The sequence below is a fragment of the Sporosarcina sp. ACRSL genome (genome assembly GCF_022346605.1).
GTDB lineage: Bacteria > Bacillota > Bacilli > Bacillales_A > Planococcaceae > Sporosarcina.
On sequence record NZ_JAKRNT010000024.1, the window covers coordinates 1 to 20,240 of the forward strand.

Genomic DNA, 20,240 nt, shown 5'->3' on the forward strand with positions numbered 1-20,240 from the left:
CGCTCCGCTTGTGCTCGCAAACGCCGTTCTACGTAACGGCAAGTGCAAAGATGTGCTCGCAACGCTCCGCTTGTGCTCGCAAACGCCGTTCTACGTAACGGCAAGTGCAAAGATGTGCTCGTAACGCTCCGCTTATGCTCGCAAAAGCCGTTCCTTGTAACGGCTTTTCCTTTGGGATTAGCGATGTCTAGAAAATCGTCAGAAAAGGCGACACTCCTGCGGGAAAAGCGTCAGGTGAAGACCCCGCAACGGAGCGAAGCATAGTGAGGAGGCTGAGGCGACGCCCGGGGAAAGGGAGCCGTTCTGGTGATTTTCGGTATTTAAAACAGTCTCTCTACCAAGCTTAAAGCATTACACACAAAAACTTAACTCAATCTGTCTTTTTTTATTCAATTGTAGAAATAATAGTTTAACTTTATAATAGATATGTTAAGTGAAAAGTAAACGAGGTGTCGAATTGCTATTCCAAAATGATTATTTTGAAATATATGTTAAAGGGCAGGATGTAATACTCGACTTGAAAAATACCGGCTTTCCGATAAAATCATTTGATTTGATTATAAAACAAAACCCAAGGGTTAAAATCAATTCTTTTCCAGATTTACGAAAAGCGTTGACGGAAGTCGGGACAGGGCATAAGATCGGCTATTTGTTACCTCTCATCGAAGTGATCATCTCTTCGGACAGAATGAAGGCTGAAGTTCTCATCAATATGACAGTGACCGAATTCGAAACTCAAAAGGATGGGGTCCTTCAACAAGTGAGAAAAACAATAGAGGATCATGACATCGTTTTTGGTACAATCGATTTGACCGAAGAAGACCTATTGCCGGGTGTTCCAATCACAGCAGCAATTGGCAGGGAGCCTGAAAAAGGGATGGACGCACAAATTACATATATTGAAAAACCAGACAGGAAGCCCGTTATTCGAGAGGATGGAGTGGCAGACTATTACGAAATGAACTTCGTCAAACATGTCGAAGAAGGTGATTGGTTAGGCGAGAAAATACCTCCTACTGATGGAAAACCTGGAAAGGATATCTTCGGGAAAGAAATTGCAGCACTGCCAGGCAGCGATGCGAAACTTCAATTTGATCGGAAATCAGTCGTCGAAATAGAGGAGCAAGGGAAAATAGTTCTTCGTGCACTATTCGGCGGTGCCCTTGAATACATTGAGGATAACGTTAGTGTTGGAAAGCATTTGATCATTAACGGTGATATTGGGCCAGAAACGGGATCCATTACGTTTGACGGCTCTGTGAGCGTTTATGGGACGGTAATGGCAGGGTACTCTGTAAATGCAACCGGAGATATTTCTATCGAAGGGAATGAAGGTATTACAAACGCAAAGGAAATCTGTTCATCAGAAGGTGATTTGTATATTAAGGGCGGCGTCTTTGGTGGAAATGTTTCTCTAATAGAAGCCAGTGGAGACATTTTCATAAAACATGCAAATAATTGCAAACTCTTTGCGAAAAACATCAATGTAGGATTGTATATATTAGGGAGCGAAGTCGTTGGTGAAAATGTTTACGTCGATAAAAACAGAGGGAAGATCATCGGAGGCCGTATTGAAGCACTTTTTAAAATTGAATGCGGTTTTGCAGGGAACGCTCACGAAAGAACGACTCATTTACTAGCAAAAGGAATTGATAAAGATCTTATCTATAAGGAAATTCAACAAATGGCTTTAGAATTGAAAGAGTTGCAGAAGACAGTAGGACATCTTGAAAGCCAGTTGTCTGTAATTGACGGTGGACGCTCAAACCAATTGCTTGGAGAGAAGGCGGATGCATATATGAAGCTGAATACGGCATTACAAGCAAGCAGGGATAAAATGTTTGAACTGGATCGTGAAATCCAGGCGGGTCTTTACAAAATTAAAACAGCAATCCCACCGAGGATTGAAGTAGCAAAGGAAGCTTATCCAGGCGTAATCATCGAAATCGGCGCAAAGTCAAGCTTGCTGAATAAACCTACGAAAGGTGTATTTGAAGTTGTCGACAATGTCCTCAATGTATAAACCAACTGTATTCGCGCATAGAGGGGCTTCCGGCACTTGTTTTGAAAACACGATAAGTGCTTTCGAGGAAGCGGCAAGGCAAAAGGCGGACGGCATTGAAATTGATATACAATTGACGGAAGATGGAGTTCCCGTAGTTATACATGACGTAGACCTTAACCGGATTGCGGGAATCCGAAAAAGTGTTTCCTCCATCCATTCCAGTGAACTGAAGGATATTAAAATTGGGAAGAAGTTTTTCAGGAGCTTCATCGGTCATCACATACCGACATTGCGGGAAACCGTCTCCTTTTGCGAAATGAAACAGTTAGCGTTGAACATCGAATTGAAAGAGACAGTGTCCGAAAAGCCGGAATCGCTGCTAGGTATTATTGATATGGCGTTAATGTTAGATAATGTTCACCTTTCATCATTCGATCCAGACATTCTTGAAAAAGCAAAGTTATTACAATCTAGTATCGAAACGGCATTACTCGTGAAAAAGAAGACGACGGATTGGAGTCGATTGGATACCTATACTTTCGTAGATGGTTTCCACTTCCATAAACGGTTGCACAGAGAACCATATATCAGCGCTTTGATCGGAAGTGGGAAGAAATTGAGGGTGTATGGTGTGACTGGATATGAGGAAATTGTGATTCAAGCTCCTTCCTGTATTGATGGCTGGATTACGGATTATCCAAGCAGATTCAAAAAATAAAAAAGGGCATCGGCTATTTCTGGCTGATGTCCTTTTGTATTTAGACTGTTAACTTCTAGACTCCGGGCGCCAGAAGCTCGGGGTCATAAGTCAAAGTTGCTATGTGGCAAAAAGCGCCACGCCGCATCTTCGCCTTATGCCCGTCGCTTCTAGGCAGGCGCCCTTCGCTTTAGTTTATTTAAATCGTTCTTGAACCCGCCCTTTCCGGCGATCACGGCGTAGCAGAAAACCTGCAAAGAAAGCGAGTCCCGCTGCGAACATAACGAAACCTACCGTGAATTGAAGCCAGATGAAAGGGAATGGATTGAACAAAATTCCGAAAAGCGAATCACGCATAAGCTTGATGCCGCCTGCCGTAATAAGAATAGGAATCAAAAGAACGACGAATGCCATCATACGAGCCATATTATCAATCTCCTTACCAGATTTAATTTTACCTGCTCATAAGTTATTGTCAAGGACTGAGACATCGTGTATGATGAAAGTAGATTTGCAAAAGATTGCATAGTGCTTAAAGGAGAATGAATATCCTTGCAAAATGTACTCATTGTTGGGGCAGGATCCGGAGGCACGAAAATACTGAACCTGCTAGTAAACTCAAAAATTATGTTTGTGTCGGCGATTGTCGATATCAATGAACAGGCACCGGGGCTTGCTCTTGCAAAGGAACTGGGAATTCCACATGGCTCTGATTGGAAGCCGTTCCTGACAGAAGCAGTCCATATCGTTTTTGATGTAACGGGAGATAGTACGGTTTTTGATGAGTTGATGAAAAGCATTCCGAAGGATACGCTATTGATTCCTGGATCAGTCGCGAATCTTCTAGTAGGTCTGTTGAATGAAAATGACGATTATACCCGGAAAATCCAAACGGAAATGGATAGGCAACGACTCATTTTCAAATCAATTGATGAAGGAATGATCGGAATTGATCGCGAGGGTACCATTGATTTCATTAATGAAAGCGCTTGCATGATGTTGGAAGTTTCTGATTTTGATGCAATTGGCAAATCGATTTTTGAAATCATTCCTGACAGCAAGCTCGTTAGGGTGCTGAAATCCGGCAAGCCAGAGGTGAATGATGAGCTGACACTTCCGAACGGTGTTAAAATAGTTAGTTCCCGGTATCCGCTCATTTCGGCGGATGGGAAAACGTTTGGTGCCTTTGCAGTGTTCAAAGATGTATCTGAAGTTGTTAAACTTGCTGAGGAAATAACCGATTTGAAATCTATAAAAACGATGCTGGAAGCGATTATCCATTCAAGTGACGACGCCATTTCAGTAGTCGATGATAAAGGGAATGGAATAATGGTCAACCCGGCATATACACGCATCACTGGCCTATCTGAAGACGAAGTGATCGGGAAACCAGCGACGGTAGACATTAATGAAGGTGAAAGCATTCATATGAAAGTGCTTCAAAGTAAAAAGCCGGTAAGAGGAGTAAATATGCGAATCGGTGAAGATAATCGGGATGTCATCGTAAATGTGGCACCCATTATCGTCAATGAGCAAGTAAAAGGAAGCGTTGGCGTCATCCATGATATTACTGAAATGCGCAGTCTTATGAAAGAACTAGATTTGGCAAGACAAACAATCCGGAAACTGGAATCGACTTGTACTTTCGATGATATCCACGGAAGCTCTTCGGATATCGGCTTGGCGATTGACCAGGCAAGGATTGCCTCGAGATCGGATTTTCCTGTCATGTTGCGAGGTGAAGCCGGTTCTGGCAAGGAATTATTTGCAAATGCCATTCATAGCGACAGTAAGAGGAAACTAAGCAAGTTCATCCGTTTGAATTGTGGAGCGATGGACCCGGCTGCATTGGAAAAGGAACTATTTGGCGAAGATGACAAAACGGGATCCGGTTCACCGCTTAGAGTCGGACTATTGAAAGAGGCCAGAAAGGGAACACTCTTTTTGGATGAGATCACCGATTTGCCTTTATCTGTCCAATCTAGACTTCTCGACCATTTACAATATTCCATAGAAGAAGTAAACGCCCAACACTCTTCTGAGACGGCACGAATCATCGTAGCCACTTCAAAAAATCTTGAGAAGGCAATTCATGAAGGTACATTCAATGTGGATTTGTACTATATGCTAAATCGGTTATCTATCCAAATTCCTCCGTTACGGACGAGGAAAACGGATATTCCGGAAGTGGCCCTCCATCTTTTGAAGAAACTCAATCAAGAGTTCGGCATGAATGTGGAAGGCATATCGGAAGATGCTATCGTAAAACTGCAGCAATATGAATGGCCGGGAAACGTTCGTGAGCTAGAAAATGTATTAAGCCGTGCAATGATCTTTATGAAACATGGAGCCACAGTCATCGAGGAAGAAGATATTGGGCGCTCCCTTTTTACAAACGAAGTGAAAATGAGCAAGAATATCCTACCTGAAATCAGTACATTGGCATCTGTGATGGATGATTATGAACGGACAGTACTGGAAAAGGCGTTACGTGAAAATGATGGAAATAAATCATTAACAGCCAACCGCCTCGGCATTTCATTGCGGTCCTTATACTATAAACTCGAGAAATACAAACTTATTTGAGGGAGGACAGAAATGCCAACATTGGATGCTTTAGTTGAAAAAGCGGCTTCTTCACATACACGGATTGTTTCAGTCGCATGCTCCGCTGATAGGAAAGTGCTAGAAGCGGTGGAAATGGCAATCATGAGAGGTATTGCATCCTTTCTTCTATTTGATGACGAAGAACGTTTAAGCATTATGATCAAAGACTACTTCCCTGAACTAGTAGGACATCCCTTTATCAAAATCAAACATGCTGACAGCAAGGAGGAGGCTGCTGAAAAATCCGTACGCGCCGTTTCCGATGGAGATGCACATGTCCTCATGAAGGGCAACTTGCCGACTACGACGATTATGAAAGCAGTTTTAAATGGAGAATATGGGTTGCGAACAGGAAAAGTATTATCCCATGTAGCTGCTTTTGAAGTAGATGGGTTCGATCGATTGCTTTACGTCACAGATGCAGGAATGAATATTGCTCCAAGCTTGGAAGACAAAGCGCAAATCATTCGGAATGCAGTGGCTACAGCAAGGGCGAGCGGTGTGGATATGCCGATCGTTGTTCCTCTTGCAGCAATCGAGACGATTAATCCAGTAATGACGCCAACAACTGATGCGGCATCACTTGTTGTAATGAATCAAAGGGGTCAAATAAAAGATTGCATTATCGACGGCCCGCTTGCATTGGATAATGCGGTGTCTATTGAATCCGCAAGACATAAAGGAATCACGAGCAAAACCGCTGGACTTGCGGATATTCTCGTCGTGCCTTCAATCGAGGCGGGAAATATCCTTTACAAGTCACTTATGTATTTTGCAAGAGCAAAAGTGGGCGGCATCATACAAGGCGCCCGAGCTCCGATCGTATTAACATCTAGATCGGATAGCGCTGAGACGAAGCTTTATTCATTGGCGTTAGCCATACAATCTTCAAGAGACTGAAAACGTATATCCCAGAGGAGGAACAGAACGATGGAAATTTTTAAATATATGGAAACAGAAGACTATGAACAATTGGTTATTTGTCAAGACAAAACTTCAGGGTTAAAGGCGATCATAGCAATCCACGATACGACACTCGGACCGGCATTAGGCGGAACGCGTATGTGGACATATGCGAGTGAAGCAGAAGCAATCGAGGATGCACTTCGTCTAGCAAAAGGCATGACGTATAAAAACGCCGCTGCAGGACTCAATTTAGGCGGGGGTAAAACCGTTATCATCGGAAATCCAAAAACAGACAAAAATGATGAAATGTTTCGTGCGTTCGGTCGATTTATCGAAGGATTAAACGGAAGATACATTACAGCAGAAGATGTCGGTACAACAGAAGAGGACATGGATCTGATCCATTTGGAAACTGATTATGTAACAGGTGTTTCAGCTGAATTCGGTTCGTCTGGCAACCCTTCTCCGGTTACGGCGTTTGGTGTATATAAAGGAATGAAGGCCGCAGCGAAGGAAGCATTCGGAAGTGATTCATTGGAAGGGAAGACGGTCGCTGTACAAGGTGTCGGCAATGTCGCTTACAAGCTATGCCAATACTTGCATGAAGAAGGAGCAAAGCTGATTGTCACCGATATTAATAAGGAAGCGGTTCAACGCGCAGTTGACGCATTCGGCGCAACTGCTGTAGGAATTGACGAAATTTATTCCCAAGATGCAGATATTTTTGCCCCTTGTGCCCTAGGAGCAATCATTAATGACGAGACGATTCCTCAATTGAAAGTAAAAGTAATTGCAGGTTCAGCGAATAACCAATTAAAAAATCCGGAACATGGCGATATGATCCACGAAATGGGAATCGTCTATGCACCTGACTACGTCATCAACTCTGGTGGTGTCATTAATGTGGCTGATGAGCTTGCAGGATATAACCGGGAACGTGCAATGAAACGCGTTGCAGGCATCTACGATACGATCGAAAAGATTTTCGAAATTTCAAAGCGTGATAATATCCCTACTTACGTTGCAGCTGACCGGCTTGCTGAGGAAAGAATTGCACGTGTAGCCAAATCGCGAAGCCAATTTTTACAAAATGAAAAAAGCGTTCTTAGCCGAAGAAAATAAAAGAAATCATTCGAATCACTAAACAAGTACCGGCCGACAGGCGAGGAGCAAGAAAAACGATCCGGCTTGATGGATAGCGAAGAGGAGGCCGTATTAACGGATGGCAAACGAGTATGATGTAGTAATTTTAGGCGGAGGCACTGGCGGATACGTCGCCGCAATTCGTGCCGCGCAATTAGGCCTGAAAACGGCTCTAGTGGAAAAAGATGCGCTCGGCGGGACTTGCTTGCATAGAGGCTGCATACCGAGTAAAGCCTTATTGAAAAGTGCGGAAGTATTTCAATTGACGAAAAATGAAGCAGCAAATTTTGGAGTGGATACGAACGGCATCTCATTGAATTTCTCACGTGTCCTAGCAAGGAAAGACGAAATCGTCCAACAGCTGCATCGAGGCGTCAAAGCACTAATGAAAAAAGGGAAAATCGATATATATGAAGGCCATGGCCGCATGTTAGGACCTTCAATCTTCTCTCCGATGCCGGGAACGATTTCTGTTGAAATGAATAACGGGGAAGAAAATGAAATGCTCGTCTTGAAAAACCTCATTATCGCCACGGGCTCGAGACCTCGAACAATACAAGGGCTCGAAATCGATGAACAACAAGTACTTTCTTCGGATGGAGCTCTAAATATGACTGAACTTCCGAAATCGATGCTCATTGTCGGCGGCGGTGTCATAGGAATAGAATGGGCTTCCATGTTGAATGATTTCGGAGTAGACGTCACTGTCATTGAATATGCAAATCGCATCATTCCTACTGAAGATCATGACGTTTCAAAAGAAATGAAAAAACTGCTGTCGAAAAAGGGAATAACTTTTGTAACTGGGGCGAAGGTGATGGCAGACAGTCTTTCCAAAACGGAGGATTCTGTCACAATATCAGCCGATGTTTCAGGTGATAGGAAGGAATTCACCGCAGAAAAGATGTTGGTATCTGTAGGTCGACAAGCGAACATCGAAGGCATTGGAATTGACAATACTGAGATTCAAATTGTCAATGGTTATATACAGACGAAACCAACATTCCAGACAAAGGAAAGCCATATTTACGCAATCGGTGATTGTATTGGCGGCCTCCAGCTCGCACATGTAGCTTCACATGAAGGAATTGCTGCGGTTGAGCATATCGCAGGAAACTCACCTGACCCGATCAATTATACAAACGTTTCCCGGTGCATCTATTCAAGCCCTGAAGCCGCTAGCGTAGGCCTCACTGAAGATCAGGCGAAAGAACAAGGCTTTGATATTAAAGTAGGCAAATTCCCATTTGCTGCAATCGGCAAAGCACTCGTCAATGGGAATTCAGACGGTTTTGTTAAAATCATTGCAGATAAAACATCGAATGATATTTTAGGTGTCCATATGATAGGCGGACATGTAACAGACTTGATTTCAGAGGCAGGGCTTGCTATGGTCCTCGATGCGACCCCTTGGGAAGTTGCATCTACGATCCATCCACACCCATCGCTGTCAGAAGTGATCGGTGAAGCTGCACTAGCAGTGGATGGCGTTGCAATTCATATGTAATAGTATTTTGTCGGAGTCGGATGGAGAGATGGATTCATACTCAGACCCGACCCTTTGACTTGAAAAAGAAGGGGGTTTCACACATGACAAAAACACGTCATGAAGAATTGGGATTGACGAACGAGGACGTATTGAAAATATATGAAACGATGGTCATGGCAAGGCGTTTAGATGAGCGTATGTGGCTGTTGAACCGCGCGGGTAAAATCCCGTTTGTCATTTCATGTCAAGGGCAGGAGGCGGCTCAAGTAGGAGCTGCTTATGCACTCGATAAAGAAAAGGATTGGATTGCACCCTATTACCGTGATATGGGGGTTGTCCTTCACTTTGGAATGACGCCGAGGGAACTGATGCTTTCAGCGTTTGCAAAAGCGGAAGATCCGAATTCCGGCGGTAGGCAAATGCCGGGCCATTTCGGACAACGAAAAAACCGCATTTTAACGGGATCATCCCCAGTTACAACGCAACTTCCACATGCAGTAGGCGTTGCACTTGCGGCAAAAATGAAAAAAGAAGATTTCATTACGTTTGTCACTTTAGGGGAAGGCTCTTCTAACCAAGGTGATTTCCATGAAGGGATGAACTTTGCTGGAGTCCATAAATTGCCGACGGTTATTATGGTCGAAAATAACAAGTATGCCATTTCAGTGCCTGTTGAAAAACAGCTCGCTTGTGAAAATGTCTCAGATCGCGCTGTAGGATACGGGATGCCTGGAGTGACGGTCGACGGGACTGACCCGCTTGAAGTGTACCGTGTTGTAAAGGAAGCAGCCGATCGCGCACGGAGTGGCGAAGGACCGAGCCTCGTTGAAACTGTCTGTTATCGACTGACTGCCCACTCTTCAGATGATGATCATCGTCTTTATCGGGATGCTGAAGAACTTGAGAATGAACGGAAACATGATCCGATTCCTAAGTTCGCGAATTATCTAAGAGAAGCCGGCGTCATCGATGAAGCATATGAAATAGAAATGGAAGACCGCATTATGGCAATCGTCAATGAAGCGACCGATTATGCGGAAAAAGCACCTTATGCAGAACCGGAATATGCGCTTCGTCATGTTTACAAAGAAGAAGGGGGGAACGAATAATGGCCGTCATTTCATATATAGATGCAATTACACTTGCAATGAAAGAAGAAATGGAAAGAGATGAAAATGTATTCGTTCTTGGAGAGGACGTCGGTAGAAAAGGTGGCGTCTTTAAAGCGACAACGGGTTTATATGATCAATTCGGCGAATACCGAGCGCTTGACACCCCTTTAGCGGAATCTGCAATTGCAGGCGTTGGAATCGGTGCCGCCATGTATGGCATGCGTCCAATAGCTGAAATGCAGTTTGCGGATTTCATTATGCCGGCTGTGAATCAAATTGTCTCCGAGGCAGCTAAAATCCGTTATCGATCAAACAATGATTGGTCTTGTCCGATTGTGATCCGTGCACCGTTTGGCGGCGGAATCCACGGTGCTCTATATCATTCCCAGTCAGTCGAGTCGATGTTTGCAAGTACACCAGGCCTAAAAGTTGTCATCCCTTCAACTCCTTATGACGCGAAAGGTTTATTGAAAGCAGCAATCAGAGATGACGATCCGGTTCTCTTTTTTGAGCATAAACGTGCATATCGTTTAATTAAAGGGGAAGTTCCGGAAGAGGAGTACGTACTTCCGATTGGTAAAGCGGATGTAAAGCGCGAAGGAGAAGACATTACAATTATCACGTACGGTCTTTGTGTACATTTCGCATTGCAAGCTGCAGAAAGACTTGCTGAGGATGGCATTTCAACTCATATTCTAGATTTGCGCACAATTTATCCTTTAGATAAAGAATCGATTATTGAAGCGGCTTCTAAAACGGGGAAAGTATTGCTTGTTACAGAAGACAATTTGGAAGGCAGTATCATGAGTGAAGTATCTGCAATTATTGCCGAAAACTGCTTGTTCGATCTCGATGCTCCGATTAAACGCCTCGCAGGTCCTGACGTTCCAGCTATGCCGTATGCACCAACAATGGAGAAGTTCTTCATGGTCAACCCGGACAAAGTTGAGAAGGCTGCGCGTGAGCTCGCAGAATTTTAATCGGAAAGGAGGTTATCGTATGACTATCGAAAATATCGAAATGCCGAAGCTTGGGGAAAGTGTGACAGAAGGAACGATTGAAAAGTGGCTCGTAAAGCCCGGAGATTCTGTAAATAAGTACGATCCTTTAGCGGAAGTGAACACCGACAAAGTGACCGCTGAAATTCCTTCTTCTTTTAGTGGAACGATTAAGGAAATCATTGTACAAGAAGGCGAAACCGTTGAGGTGGGGGTCGTTGTTTGTACGATTGAAACGGAAGAGGGGGCAGCGGTTACAACAACTGCACCAGCAGAAGCAGTACCTGCAAAAGAAGAGCCCGCAAACGAAATGCCTGCAGCTGGTTCCCAAAAACCTGCTTCGCCGATCAAACGGGAAGCTGGAGCAGCGCGCTATTCTCCCGCAGTAATGAGGTTGGCACAAGAAAACAATATTGACCTCTCGCTCGTACAAGGTTCGGGTAAAGAAGGCCGTATTACACGAAAAGATCTTCAACGGATTATCGAAAGTGGCGACATTCCAACTGTGGAAGCAGTCGTAAGCAAGCCGGCTCCGAAAAGTGTTGAAAAGCCTGTTGAAACAACCGCTCAAAACGATTCTTTAAACAAGACAGTGGAACAGACTCATGTACAAACAGCTGCGGGAGATATCGAAATACCGGTAACCGGAGTTCGTCGTGCGATAGCTACTAATATGCTCCGTTCCAAACATGAGGCGCCGCATGCGTGGACGATGATTGAAGTCGATGTAACAAATCTCGTACAGTATCGAGACTCCTTGAAAAATGACTTTAAACAGAAGGAAGGCTTTAACCTTACGTACTTTGCATTTTTCGTAAAAGCAGTATCTCAAGCCTTAAAAGAATTCCCGATGATGAATTCGATGTGGGCTGGAGATAAAATTGTCCAGAAAAAAGACATTAACATCTCCATTGCGGTCGCTACGGAGGATGCGCTTTACGTACCAGTCATTAAACATGCCGATGAAAAAACGATTAAAGGGATCGGCCGTGAGATAAACGAACTTGCAACAAAAGTGCGTTCCGGAAAATTGAAGTCAGATGAGATGCAAGGCGGAACATTTACCGTCAACAATACGGGTTCATTTGGCTCTGTCCAATCAATGGGTATCATCAATTATCCTCAAGCTGCGATCCTGCAAGTAGAATCGATCATCAAGCGTCCTGTCGTCATGAACGGCGGTATGATTGCGGTCCGAGATATGGTTAATCTTTGTCTATCGCTCGACCACCGCGTACTTGATGGGTTAGTCGCTGGCCGCTTCCTTGCGTGTGTTAAAGAAATACTCGAAAATATATCAGCCGAAAATACCTCCATCTACTGATGGATAAGCAAGCCGTCCTTCTCTTTTAAGAGGGGCGGCTTTTTCTACGTGAACCTTCCCCGATACTTCGTTCACTGTTTTGAGCTTTCAAACAATTAGTTAGTCATGTAAACTATATATAGGTAACTATTAATAGAATCTCTTTACATATTTGGAATGATGAAGATTTACGAAAGGAGCAATCGATATGGCAGTTGATAGTATGAAAAACACGACCTTTGAAAAGGTAGAGTTTGAACAATGGAAAAACCTCGCGATCGCTTCGTTAAAAGGAAAGCCATATGAAAGTTTGACGACAGCGACGATTGAAGGAATCGAGCTCCAACCGCTCTATTATCAAACAGGGAAGCTTGATAGTTCTTCAGTTGTTCAATCGATGAAACGGACTGTTGGTTGGACAATTGCCCAGCAGACAATTGCAAACGACGGATCCGAGTTTCTAGAGCGGTTGCAAGAATCGATTGAGAAGGGGAACGAATCAATCGTTTACGATGGTAATCAACCATTAGATTGGAATGATGATCAGCTATTGCAACTATCAACTTTCATAGCTAAGTATCCTGTATTCTTTTTCAACGTTACTATTGACGACCCGATTTTAAGGGCCTTTGATTTTGTTCACCATGAAGTACGAGAGAATGTAAGCGGAATCATTCAAGTTTCAGACTGGACTATTCCGGTCGGTTATAAAAACATAAGGACGGAAGGCGTCGATTTATGGCAAGTACACCATGAAGGCGCAGATGCGGTGACAGAGCTTGCTATCGCATTATCGGAAGCGTCTCGTATTGCTTCCGGTTATGAAAGTTTTCAAGAATTTGCCGATAACTTCTTTGTCCGTTTCCCGATTGATACGCATTTCTTTATGGAGATCGCTAAACTCCGGGCTTTTCGGGCATTATGGAAGGCATTTACGCAAGCCTATGATGTCGATGAACCACCGTATTTACCGGTGCTGGCTGTAACTTCCTTGCGCTCTTTTTCAAAGCTAGATCCATATGTCAATATGCTTCGAGCGGGAAATGAAACATTCGCTGCCATTCTAGGGGGAGCCGATATTATACAGGCACATCCACATAATATAGTGACCGGTCCAAATGCAAGCTCGATCCGGCATAGCAGAAATATGCAGCTCGTTTTAAAAGAAGAAACGCATGTGGAAAAAGTTCTTGACCCAGCCGGTGGTTCTTTTTTTATTGAAACATTGACGGAAGAACTTATCGAAGCGGCTTGGAAACTATTTCTTGACATCGAAAGCAAGGGCGGTATCACATATTTCAATGAAAGCGGTAAATTGCAGGAACAATTGTCGAGGCGTCAAACTGAAGTTGCGACAGGTAAAAAGTCACTTATCGGCACAAATGTGTACGCCGAACTGAACTCGACAAACTTTGACGATTGGAAAGGCATTGAACGAGTCAAGCGCTTAGCCGAACCTTTCGAAACGCTCCGTAAAATGACTAGCGAATCTCAGCCGAAAACGACCATATTGACATTTGGCAAGCTGAAGGACTTTAAATTGCGAGCTGATTTCGTTACAGGATTTTTGGCATCAGGTGGGATTAGAAGCAATTGGAGTCCTGCATTTGAAAATGTTGAACAGGCGGTTAAATGGTTGAAACAAGATAAACCGGATTACATCATCGTTTGCGGAACTGATGAGATTGTGAAGGGAGTTATGGACCCCCTTCTTGAACAACTACCTGCGGGCATATTGCTAGATGTAGCAGGGAAAATAGAAGAAGAAACGTATAGCAAATGGAAGCAAAAAGGTTTGAACGGCATGATTTTCAATGGCCAAAACAAGATTGAAAAACTCCAGAGCATCGTGGATTCGTGGCAAGGAGGTTTACACAAATGAAAAAACCCGATTTCAATAAGGTGGACTTGGGAGGAATTAAAACAACTGTCACCTCATCCGTAATTGAATCAAGTTATGTTACGAATGAAGGCATTCCGATCAAGTCGAGCTACTCGTTCGACGATATTGATGGCATTCCACATTTGGCAGACATGCCCGGTATTGCTCCGAATACAAGAGGGCCCTATCCGACGATGTACGTCTCGCGTCCATGGACGGTAAGGCAATACGCAGGTTATTCGACCGCCGAAGAAAGTAATGCATTTTATCGAAGGAACTTGGCGATGGGGCAAAAAGGTTTGTCAGTAGCATTCGACTTGGCGACACATCGTGGCTATGATTCCGACCATCCGCGTGTGACAGGTGATGTAGGGAAAGCGGGAGTTGCGATCGATTCCGTTGAAGATATGAAAATCTTATTCGATCGCATTCCCCTTGATCAGATGTCCGTCTCTATGACAATGAATGGTGCTGTTTTGCCGATCATGGCTTTCTACATCGTTGCAGCCGAGGAACAAGGCGTTTCTCCGGAAAAACTTGCTGGCACGATTCAAAATGATATTTTAAAAGAATATATGGTGAGAAACACGTACATTTTCCCACCTGAAATGTCGATGCGCATCATAGCTGATATTTTTGAATACACATCGAAAAATATGCCGAAGTTCAACTCGATTTCGATTTCGGGATATCATATGCAAGAAGCTGGGGCGACTGCTGATATTGAGCTTGCCTATACATTGGCGGATGGACTTGAGTACGTTCGCACCGGATTAAAAGCTGGAATAGACATTGATTCATTCGCGCCTCGTCTGTCGTTCTTTTGGGCAATCGGCATGAATTACTTTATGGAAATCGCGAAAATGAGAGCGGCCCGTAAGATTTGGGCACAAATGATGCAGTCTTTCAACCCGTCGAATCCAAAATCACTTGCCTTGCGAACGCATTCTCAAACGTCCGGTTGGAGCTTGACTGAACAAGATCCATTCAACAATGTTACACGTACTTTGGTGGAAGCAAATGCCGCCGCAATGGGGCATACACAGTCGCTGCATACAAATGCCCTCGACGAAGCGATTGCGTTACCAACGGATTTCTCAGCAAGGATTGCACGGAATACGCAACTTTTCCTTCAAGAAGAAACATATATGACAAAAACAATTGACCCTTGGGGCGGTTCTTATTATGTTGAAAGACTAACCGCTGATTTAATGGAAAAAGCATGGGAACTAATTGAGGAAATCGAAGACTTAGGTGGAATGGCGAAGGCGATTGAAACCGGATTGCCAAAGATGAAAATCGAAGAAGCTGCAGCTATTCGCCAAGCAAAAATTGACTCCCGCTCTGAAACGATTGTCGGCGTGAATAAATATCGATTGGATAAGGAAGAGCCTATCGATATATTGGAAATCGACAACACTGTCGTACGCCAGAAGCAGATCGACCGTATTAACGAGTTGAAATCACATCGTAATGAATCAGAAGTCAATGTAGCTTTGGCAAATTTAACAGAGGCTGCGCGCAATAGAAACGGAAACCTTTTGGAGTTATCTGTAATTTCTGCGAGGGCAAGAGCCACAATCGGAGAAATTTCTGATGCGATTGAAAAAGTATCCGGCAGACATAAAGCAATTATTCGATCAGTAAGTGGTGTTTACAGTTCGAATTTTTCAAATGCGGAAGAAATCAATGAAGTGAAAGAGATGACAGAAGAATTTTTGGAGAATGAAGGGAGACGTCCTCGAATCCTTATTGCAAAAATGGGGCAGGACGGTCATGATCGCGGAGCGAAAGTGATCGCTTCTTCATTTGCTGACTTAGGGTTCGATGTCGATATAGGCCCTTTATTCCAAACGCCTGAAGAGACGGCTTTACAAGCCGCGGAAAATGACGTCCATGTCATCGGCGTCAGTTCGCTTGCCGCAGGACATAAAACATTAGTGCCTGCATTGCGTGAGGAGCTTTCAAAAATCGGTAGGGAAGACATTTTAATCGTAGTCGGCGGGGTCATTCCGGCGCAAGATTACGAATTCCTACGTAAGAATGGTGCGACCGCCATCTTCGGACCAGGAACGGTTATCCCAGTCGCCGCACAAAAAGTGATTGAAGACATATACCGCGCTCTCGGTTACGAGGAAGTGACGGAGTGAACGAGAAGGATCGTATTCAGGATGGCGGCGCAATGCATGTAATGAACGGCATTGAGGCGCAACATGACGGTATGATTGCATCTAAACGTAAACGATTTGTGAGAAAAGAGAAGACATATGAGATAGATGAGTATTACGAAGAAATTTGCGAAGGATCCAGACTTCACTTATCAAAAGCGATCACTCTTCTCGAAAGTAGAGCCGAAGCGGATCAAAAGGCAGGACAGGAATTGCTTAGAAGATTGCTTCCAAAAACAGGGGAGAGTATTCGAATTGGCATCACAGGCGTTCCTGGAGCAGGAAAAAGCACGTTCATCGAATCGTTCGGTCTTAAGTTGGCACAAGCAGGACATAAGGTCGCAGTGCTCGCCATCGATCCGAGTTCAACGGTGACAGGTGGAAGTATATTGGGGGATAAGACGAGAATGGAGGCACTCGCAAAACATCCGAATGCCTTCATCCGTCCTTCTCCGTCTTCAGGAACTCTCGGAGGCGTCCATAAAAAGACACGCGAAACGATGCTTCTGTGCGAAGCTGCAGGATATGACATCATTCTCATCGAAACGGTCGGTGTCGGTCAAAGTGAGACAGTTGTCAGGGGAATGGTCGATTTCTTCATGCTCCTCGTGTTGACGGGAGCGGGCGACGAGCTGCAAGGTATGAAAAAAGGGATCATGGAATTGGCGGATTGCATAATCGTCCATAAAGCGGATGGTGACAACTTAAAGCTTGCGAAGAAGACAGTAAGGGAATACCGTCAACTGCTTCATTTCCTACAGCCTGCAACACCCGGTTGGACGACGACTGCCCTGCCTGTTTCCTCGCTTAAACGTACAGGCTTTGAAACAGTATGGGAAACAATCAACGTATTCCGGGCAGAAATGAAGGCAAGCGGATTTTGGGATGAACGAAGACAGTTCCAAACGAAAGATTGGTTCCATTCATTGCTACGTGATCAATTAATTGATCGTTTCTTTTCAAAACAAGGAAAAAAAGAGCTTGTTTCGCATCTGGAAAAACAATTGCTTACAGGTGAAATGACAGTAGCAAGCGCTGTCGACTCAATTCTTTACGATGAATGAAAACTCTAATTGATTACCAGACTAAGTTTTTTGCAAGTGTATCTGCCACCTGCTATGATTAAAATATATTTGGGAAGGAGCCAATTAAAATGACAATGGATTTTAATTTTTATATGGAAGATCTCACAAAACAAGCGCGTTCTGAAATGGAAGCAAGCGGCTATGAACAGCTGACGACACCTGAAGAAGTGGAAGCAGCATTTAAACGTCAAGGAACAACACTCGTCATGGTGAACTCCGTCTGTGGTTGTGCGGGTGGAATTGCACGCCCTGCTGCAGCACATGCCATTCATTACGATAAACGACCTGATCACCTCGTCACTGTGTTTGCAGGACAAGATAAGGAAGCAACTGCATACGCACGTATGCTATTCGGTGAAGACCATCTTCCTTCATCACCATCCTTTGCTTTATTGAAAGATGGAAAACTAGTTTCAGAAATTGGACGCTATGAAATTGAAGGTCATGATCCGATGTCAGTCGTTACAAATCTACAAAGCAAATTCGAAGAACACTGTGAAGAAGTATAAAAAACAGTCGGCCCAAGACGGTTTATAGAACAAAAGGGTTGGAAATCAAAACGATTTCCAACCTCAGACTGTAGACAAACACCAGGAATTTTTGGTGTTTGCCTACAGTTTTTTTTCTTTTAAATATAAGTAATACTAGAAAAGTTGATTTCCGCTACGAACGGACGCTTTCCGCGGGCACGGCTTCAGCCAATCGAACAGCGCAGGGTTCGATTTGTGTAATTTCTGCGGTTTGTGCAGAAATTACACAGCCCCCCTATGCTCGTAACGCTTCGCTTTTACTCGCAAAAACCGTTCTTCGTTACGGCTTTCGCTCAGTCCAGGGTCTTCAGCTCGCGCTGTTCCCGCAGGAGTAGCCGTTCTTCGCTCCAATCAACGGAGCGTTCTATAAAATGAATGAGGTGATAGATATGATGACAAAAAATCAAATCAATGAACTCCTTCTATTTGTGTAACTTGTCCCGTGATTGACCAATGCACGCAGAGTAAGAATCAATAAAAGATGATTCAGCGTCATATCAGGCAAGACTACTTGGGTGTAGCTGAGGACTTGCGCCATAACTATGAAATTAAAGAAATTTACGGGAAGCGTATAGAGGCGATCGAGCGTGTCGTTGCCGATGCCAAAGAAAAGTATGGCATGCGATGGTCAACCCTAAAGGGATTAAAAAAATTGTCAATGCAGGCGATGCTGACTTTTGCTGCCTTGAATCTCAAGAAACTTGCCACTTGGACGTGGAAGTGGCCAGCTACGGCATGATAGTAGCTGTTACATAGAGTGAAGACGGCTTTCTCTATACCATATAATAGAAGAGAAGCTCATTAGTAAAATAACCAAGATGTCAAAAGAAATTGTTATTTTAATAAGGTATTGCAAACAAAAAAATAAGCTGTTATAGTAAATAACGTTGCACTTCTGATAAGCGAATAACTACTTCCAAACAGCTTAATTGTTTATTAAAAAAGTTGTTGACATCGGAATTGTGATTATGGTATTATATAAGAGTTGCTTCTGACGGAGCAACGCGGAATGAACCTTGAAAACTGAACAGCAAAACGTCAACAAATAAAGTCTTGAAGCCGACCCCGTCGGCAGATAGACAAAACGAATCTTTGGATTCGAAATCGACATCTTAAATGATGCCAGCAAGAAACTCGAGCTATTCAAGTTTCTCTAACCTTTCTATTATAGAAGGTTCGTCTGGCGGTTGAGGTGTGGTGCAGTGCTAGGAAGCGAGTGAGTGAACACCGGAGCGTGCTATGGCACGTGAGGATGTGAGCGAACGAAGCTGACAACGCAATGCACCGCGCATCGGCTGCCAGACTTTATGGAGAGTTTGATCCTGGCTCAGGACGAACGCTGGCGGCGTGCCTAATACATGCAAGTCGAGCGGATTGAAGGGAGCTTGCTCCCTGATATTAGCGGCGGACGGGTGAGTAACACGTGGGCAACCTGCCCTGCAGATGGGGATAACTCCGGGAAACCGGGGCTAATACCGAATAATCGGTTCTTCCGCATGGAAGAACTCTGAAAGACGGTTTCGGCTGTCACTGCAGGATGGGCCCGCGGCGCATTAGCTAGTTGGTGGGGTAACGGCCTACCAAGGCGACGATGCGTAGCCGACCTGAGAGGGTGATCGGCCACACTGGGACTGAGACACGGCCCAGACTCCTACGGGAGGCAGCAGTAGGGAATCTTCCACAATGGACGAAAGTCTGATGGAGCAACGCCGCGTGAGCGAAGAAGGTTTTCGGATCGTAAAGCTCTGTTGCGAGGGAAGAACAAGTACGGGAGTAACTGCCCGTACCTTGACGGTACCTCGTCAGAAAGCCACGGCTAACTACGTGCCAGCAGCCGCGGTAATACGTAGGTGGCAAGCGTTGTCCGGAATTATTGGGCGTAAAGCGCGCGCAGGCGGTCCTTTAAGTCTGATGTGAAAGCCCACGGCTCAACCGTGGAGGGTCATTGGAAACTGGAGGACTTGAGTACAGAAGAGGAAAGCGGAATTCCACGTGTAGCGGTGAAATGCGTAGAGATGTGGAGGAACACCAGTGGCGAAGGCGGCTTTCTGGTCTGTAACTGACGCTGAGGCGCGAAAGCGTGGGGAGCAAACAGGATTAGATACCCTGGTAGTCCACGCCGTAAACGATGAGTGCTAAGTGTTAGGGGGTTTCCGCCCCTTAGTGCTGCAGCTAACGCATTAAGCACTCCGCCTGGGGAGTACGGCCGCAAGGCTGAAACTCAAAGGAATTGACGGGGACCCGCACAAGCGGTGGAGCATGTGGTTTAATTCGAAGCAACGCGAAGAACCTTACCAGGTCTTGACATCCCGCTG

Annotated in this window: 14 protein-coding genes, 1 rRNA gene and 1 pseudogene; 15 read left to right on the forward strand and 1 reads right to left on the reverse strand. The window is 44.5% G+C overall.

Translation table 11 applies throughout. From position 1 onward, the window contains the following. Positions 1-433 precede the first annotated feature (433 nt). Together MHZ92_RS20985 and MHZ92_RS20990 are read left to right on the forward strand one after the other, a co-directional pair. Positions 434-2,023: a DUF342 domain-containing protein gene (locus MHZ92_RS20985; RefSeq protein ID WP_239433669.1), complete on the forward strand. Its 1,590-nt coding sequence runs from the start codon at positions 434-436 to the stop codon at positions 2,021-2,023. Next, positions 2,016-2,723 (forward strand): glycerophosphodiester phosphodiesterase, encoded by a 708-nt coding sequence (locus tag MHZ92_RS20990; RefSeq protein WP_239433670.1) that lies wholly within the window; start codon positions 2,016-2,018, stop codon positions 2,721-2,723. The genes MHZ92_RS20985 and MHZ92_RS20990 overlap by 8 nt, the downstream gene beginning before the upstream one ends. 174 nt (positions 2,724-2,897) lie before the next feature. On the opposite strand, the gene MHZ92_RS20995 is transcribed toward MHZ92_RS20990, so the two are convergent. After that, positions 2,898-3,128 (reverse strand): DUF2627 domain-containing protein, encoded by a 231-nt coding sequence (locus tag MHZ92_RS20995; protein ID WP_239433671.1) that lies wholly within the window; start codon positions 3,126-3,128, stop codon positions 2,898-2,900. 126 nt (positions 3,129-3,254) lie between these two features. On the opposite strand from MHZ92_RS20995, the gene MHZ92_RS21000 reads away from it, so the two are divergent. The 13 genes and pseudogenes from MHZ92_RS21000 to MHZ92_RS21060 all read left to right on the forward strand — a co-directional run. After that, positions 3,255-5,288, forward strand: coding sequence for a sigma 54-interacting transcriptional regulator (locus MHZ92_RS21000; RefSeq protein ID WP_239433672.1), 2,034 nt, complete (start codon positions 3,255-3,257; stop codon positions 5,286-5,288). A gap of 12 nt (positions 5,289-5,300) precedes the next feature. Beyond that, positions 5,301-6,209, forward strand: coding sequence for a phosphate butyryltransferase (yqiS, locus tag MHZ92_RS21005; RefSeq protein ID WP_239433673.1), 909 nt, complete (start codon positions 5,301-5,303; stop codon positions 6,207-6,209). 30 nt (positions 6,210-6,239) lie between these two features. Then, positions 6,240-7,337 (forward strand): Leu/Phe/Val dehydrogenase, encoded by a 1,098-nt coding sequence (bcd, locus tag MHZ92_RS21010; protein ID WP_239433674.1) that lies wholly within the window; start codon positions 6,240-6,242, stop codon positions 7,335-7,337. 100 nt (positions 7,338-7,437) lie between these two features. Continuing rightward, positions 7,438-8,865, forward strand: a complete 1,428-nt coding sequence (gene lpdA / locus MHZ92_RS21015) for a dihydrolipoyl dehydrogenase (RefSeq protein WP_239433675.1) — start codon at positions 7,438-7,440, stop codon at positions 8,863-8,865. Between the two features lie 83 nt (positions 8,866-8,948). Further along, a complete protein-coding gene (locus MHZ92_RS21020; RefSeq protein ID WP_239433676.1) occupies positions 8,949-9,956 on the forward strand; it encodes a thiamine pyrophosphate-dependent dehydrogenase E1 component subunit alpha in 1,008 nt (335 codons plus the stop codon). After that, positions 9,956-10,939 (forward strand): alpha-ketoacid dehydrogenase subunit beta, encoded by a 984-nt coding sequence (locus tag MHZ92_RS21025; RefSeq protein ID WP_239433677.1) that lies wholly within the window; start codon positions 9,956-9,958, stop codon positions 10,937-10,939. The genes MHZ92_RS21020 and MHZ92_RS21025 overlap by 1 nt, the downstream gene beginning before the upstream one ends. 19 nt (positions 10,940-10,958) lie before the next feature. Then, the gene (locus tag MHZ92_RS21030) at positions 10,959-12,281 is read left to right on the forward strand and encodes a dihydrolipoamide acetyltransferase family protein (protein ID WP_239433678.1); all 1,323 of its coding nucleotides are present in this window, start codon (positions 10,959-10,961) and stop codon (positions 12,279-12,281) included. Between the two features lie 187 nt (positions 12,282-12,468). Continuing rightward, positions 12,469-14,142 carry a methylmalonyl-CoA mutase family protein gene (locus MHZ92_RS21035; RefSeq protein ID WP_239433679.1) on the forward strand — a complete coding sequence of 558 codons (1,674 nt, stop codon included), beginning with the start codon at positions 12,469-12,471 and terminating at the stop codon, positions 14,140-14,142. Continuing rightward, a complete protein-coding gene (scpA, locus tag MHZ92_RS21040; protein WP_239433680.1) occupies positions 14,139-16,292 on the forward strand; it encodes a methylmalonyl-CoA mutase in 2,154 nt (717 codons plus the stop codon). The genes MHZ92_RS21035 and scpA overlap by 4 nt, the downstream gene beginning before the upstream one ends. Before the next feature lie 32 nt (positions 16,293-16,324). Next, positions 16,325-17,374 (forward strand): methylmalonyl Co-A mutase-associated GTPase MeaB, encoded by a 1,050-nt coding sequence (meaB, locus tag MHZ92_RS21045; protein WP_239433682.1) that lies wholly within the window; start codon positions 16,325-16,327, stop codon positions 17,372-17,374. An 89-nt stretch (positions 17,375-17,463) separates the two neighbouring features. After that, on the forward strand, positions 17,464-17,904 hold the full coding sequence (locus MHZ92_RS21050; RefSeq protein ID WP_239433681.1) for a BrxA/BrxB family bacilliredoxin: 441 nt from the start codon (positions 17,464-17,466) through the stop codon (positions 17,902-17,904). A gap of 439 nt (positions 17,905-18,343) precedes the next feature. Beyond that, positions 18,344-18,664, forward strand: a pseudogene (locus MHZ92_RS21055) (transposase); the annotation flags it as partial. 565 nt (positions 18,665-19,229) lie between these two features. Further along, positions 19,230-20,240, forward strand: a 16S ribosomal RNA gene (locus MHZ92_RS21060); the annotation flags it as partial.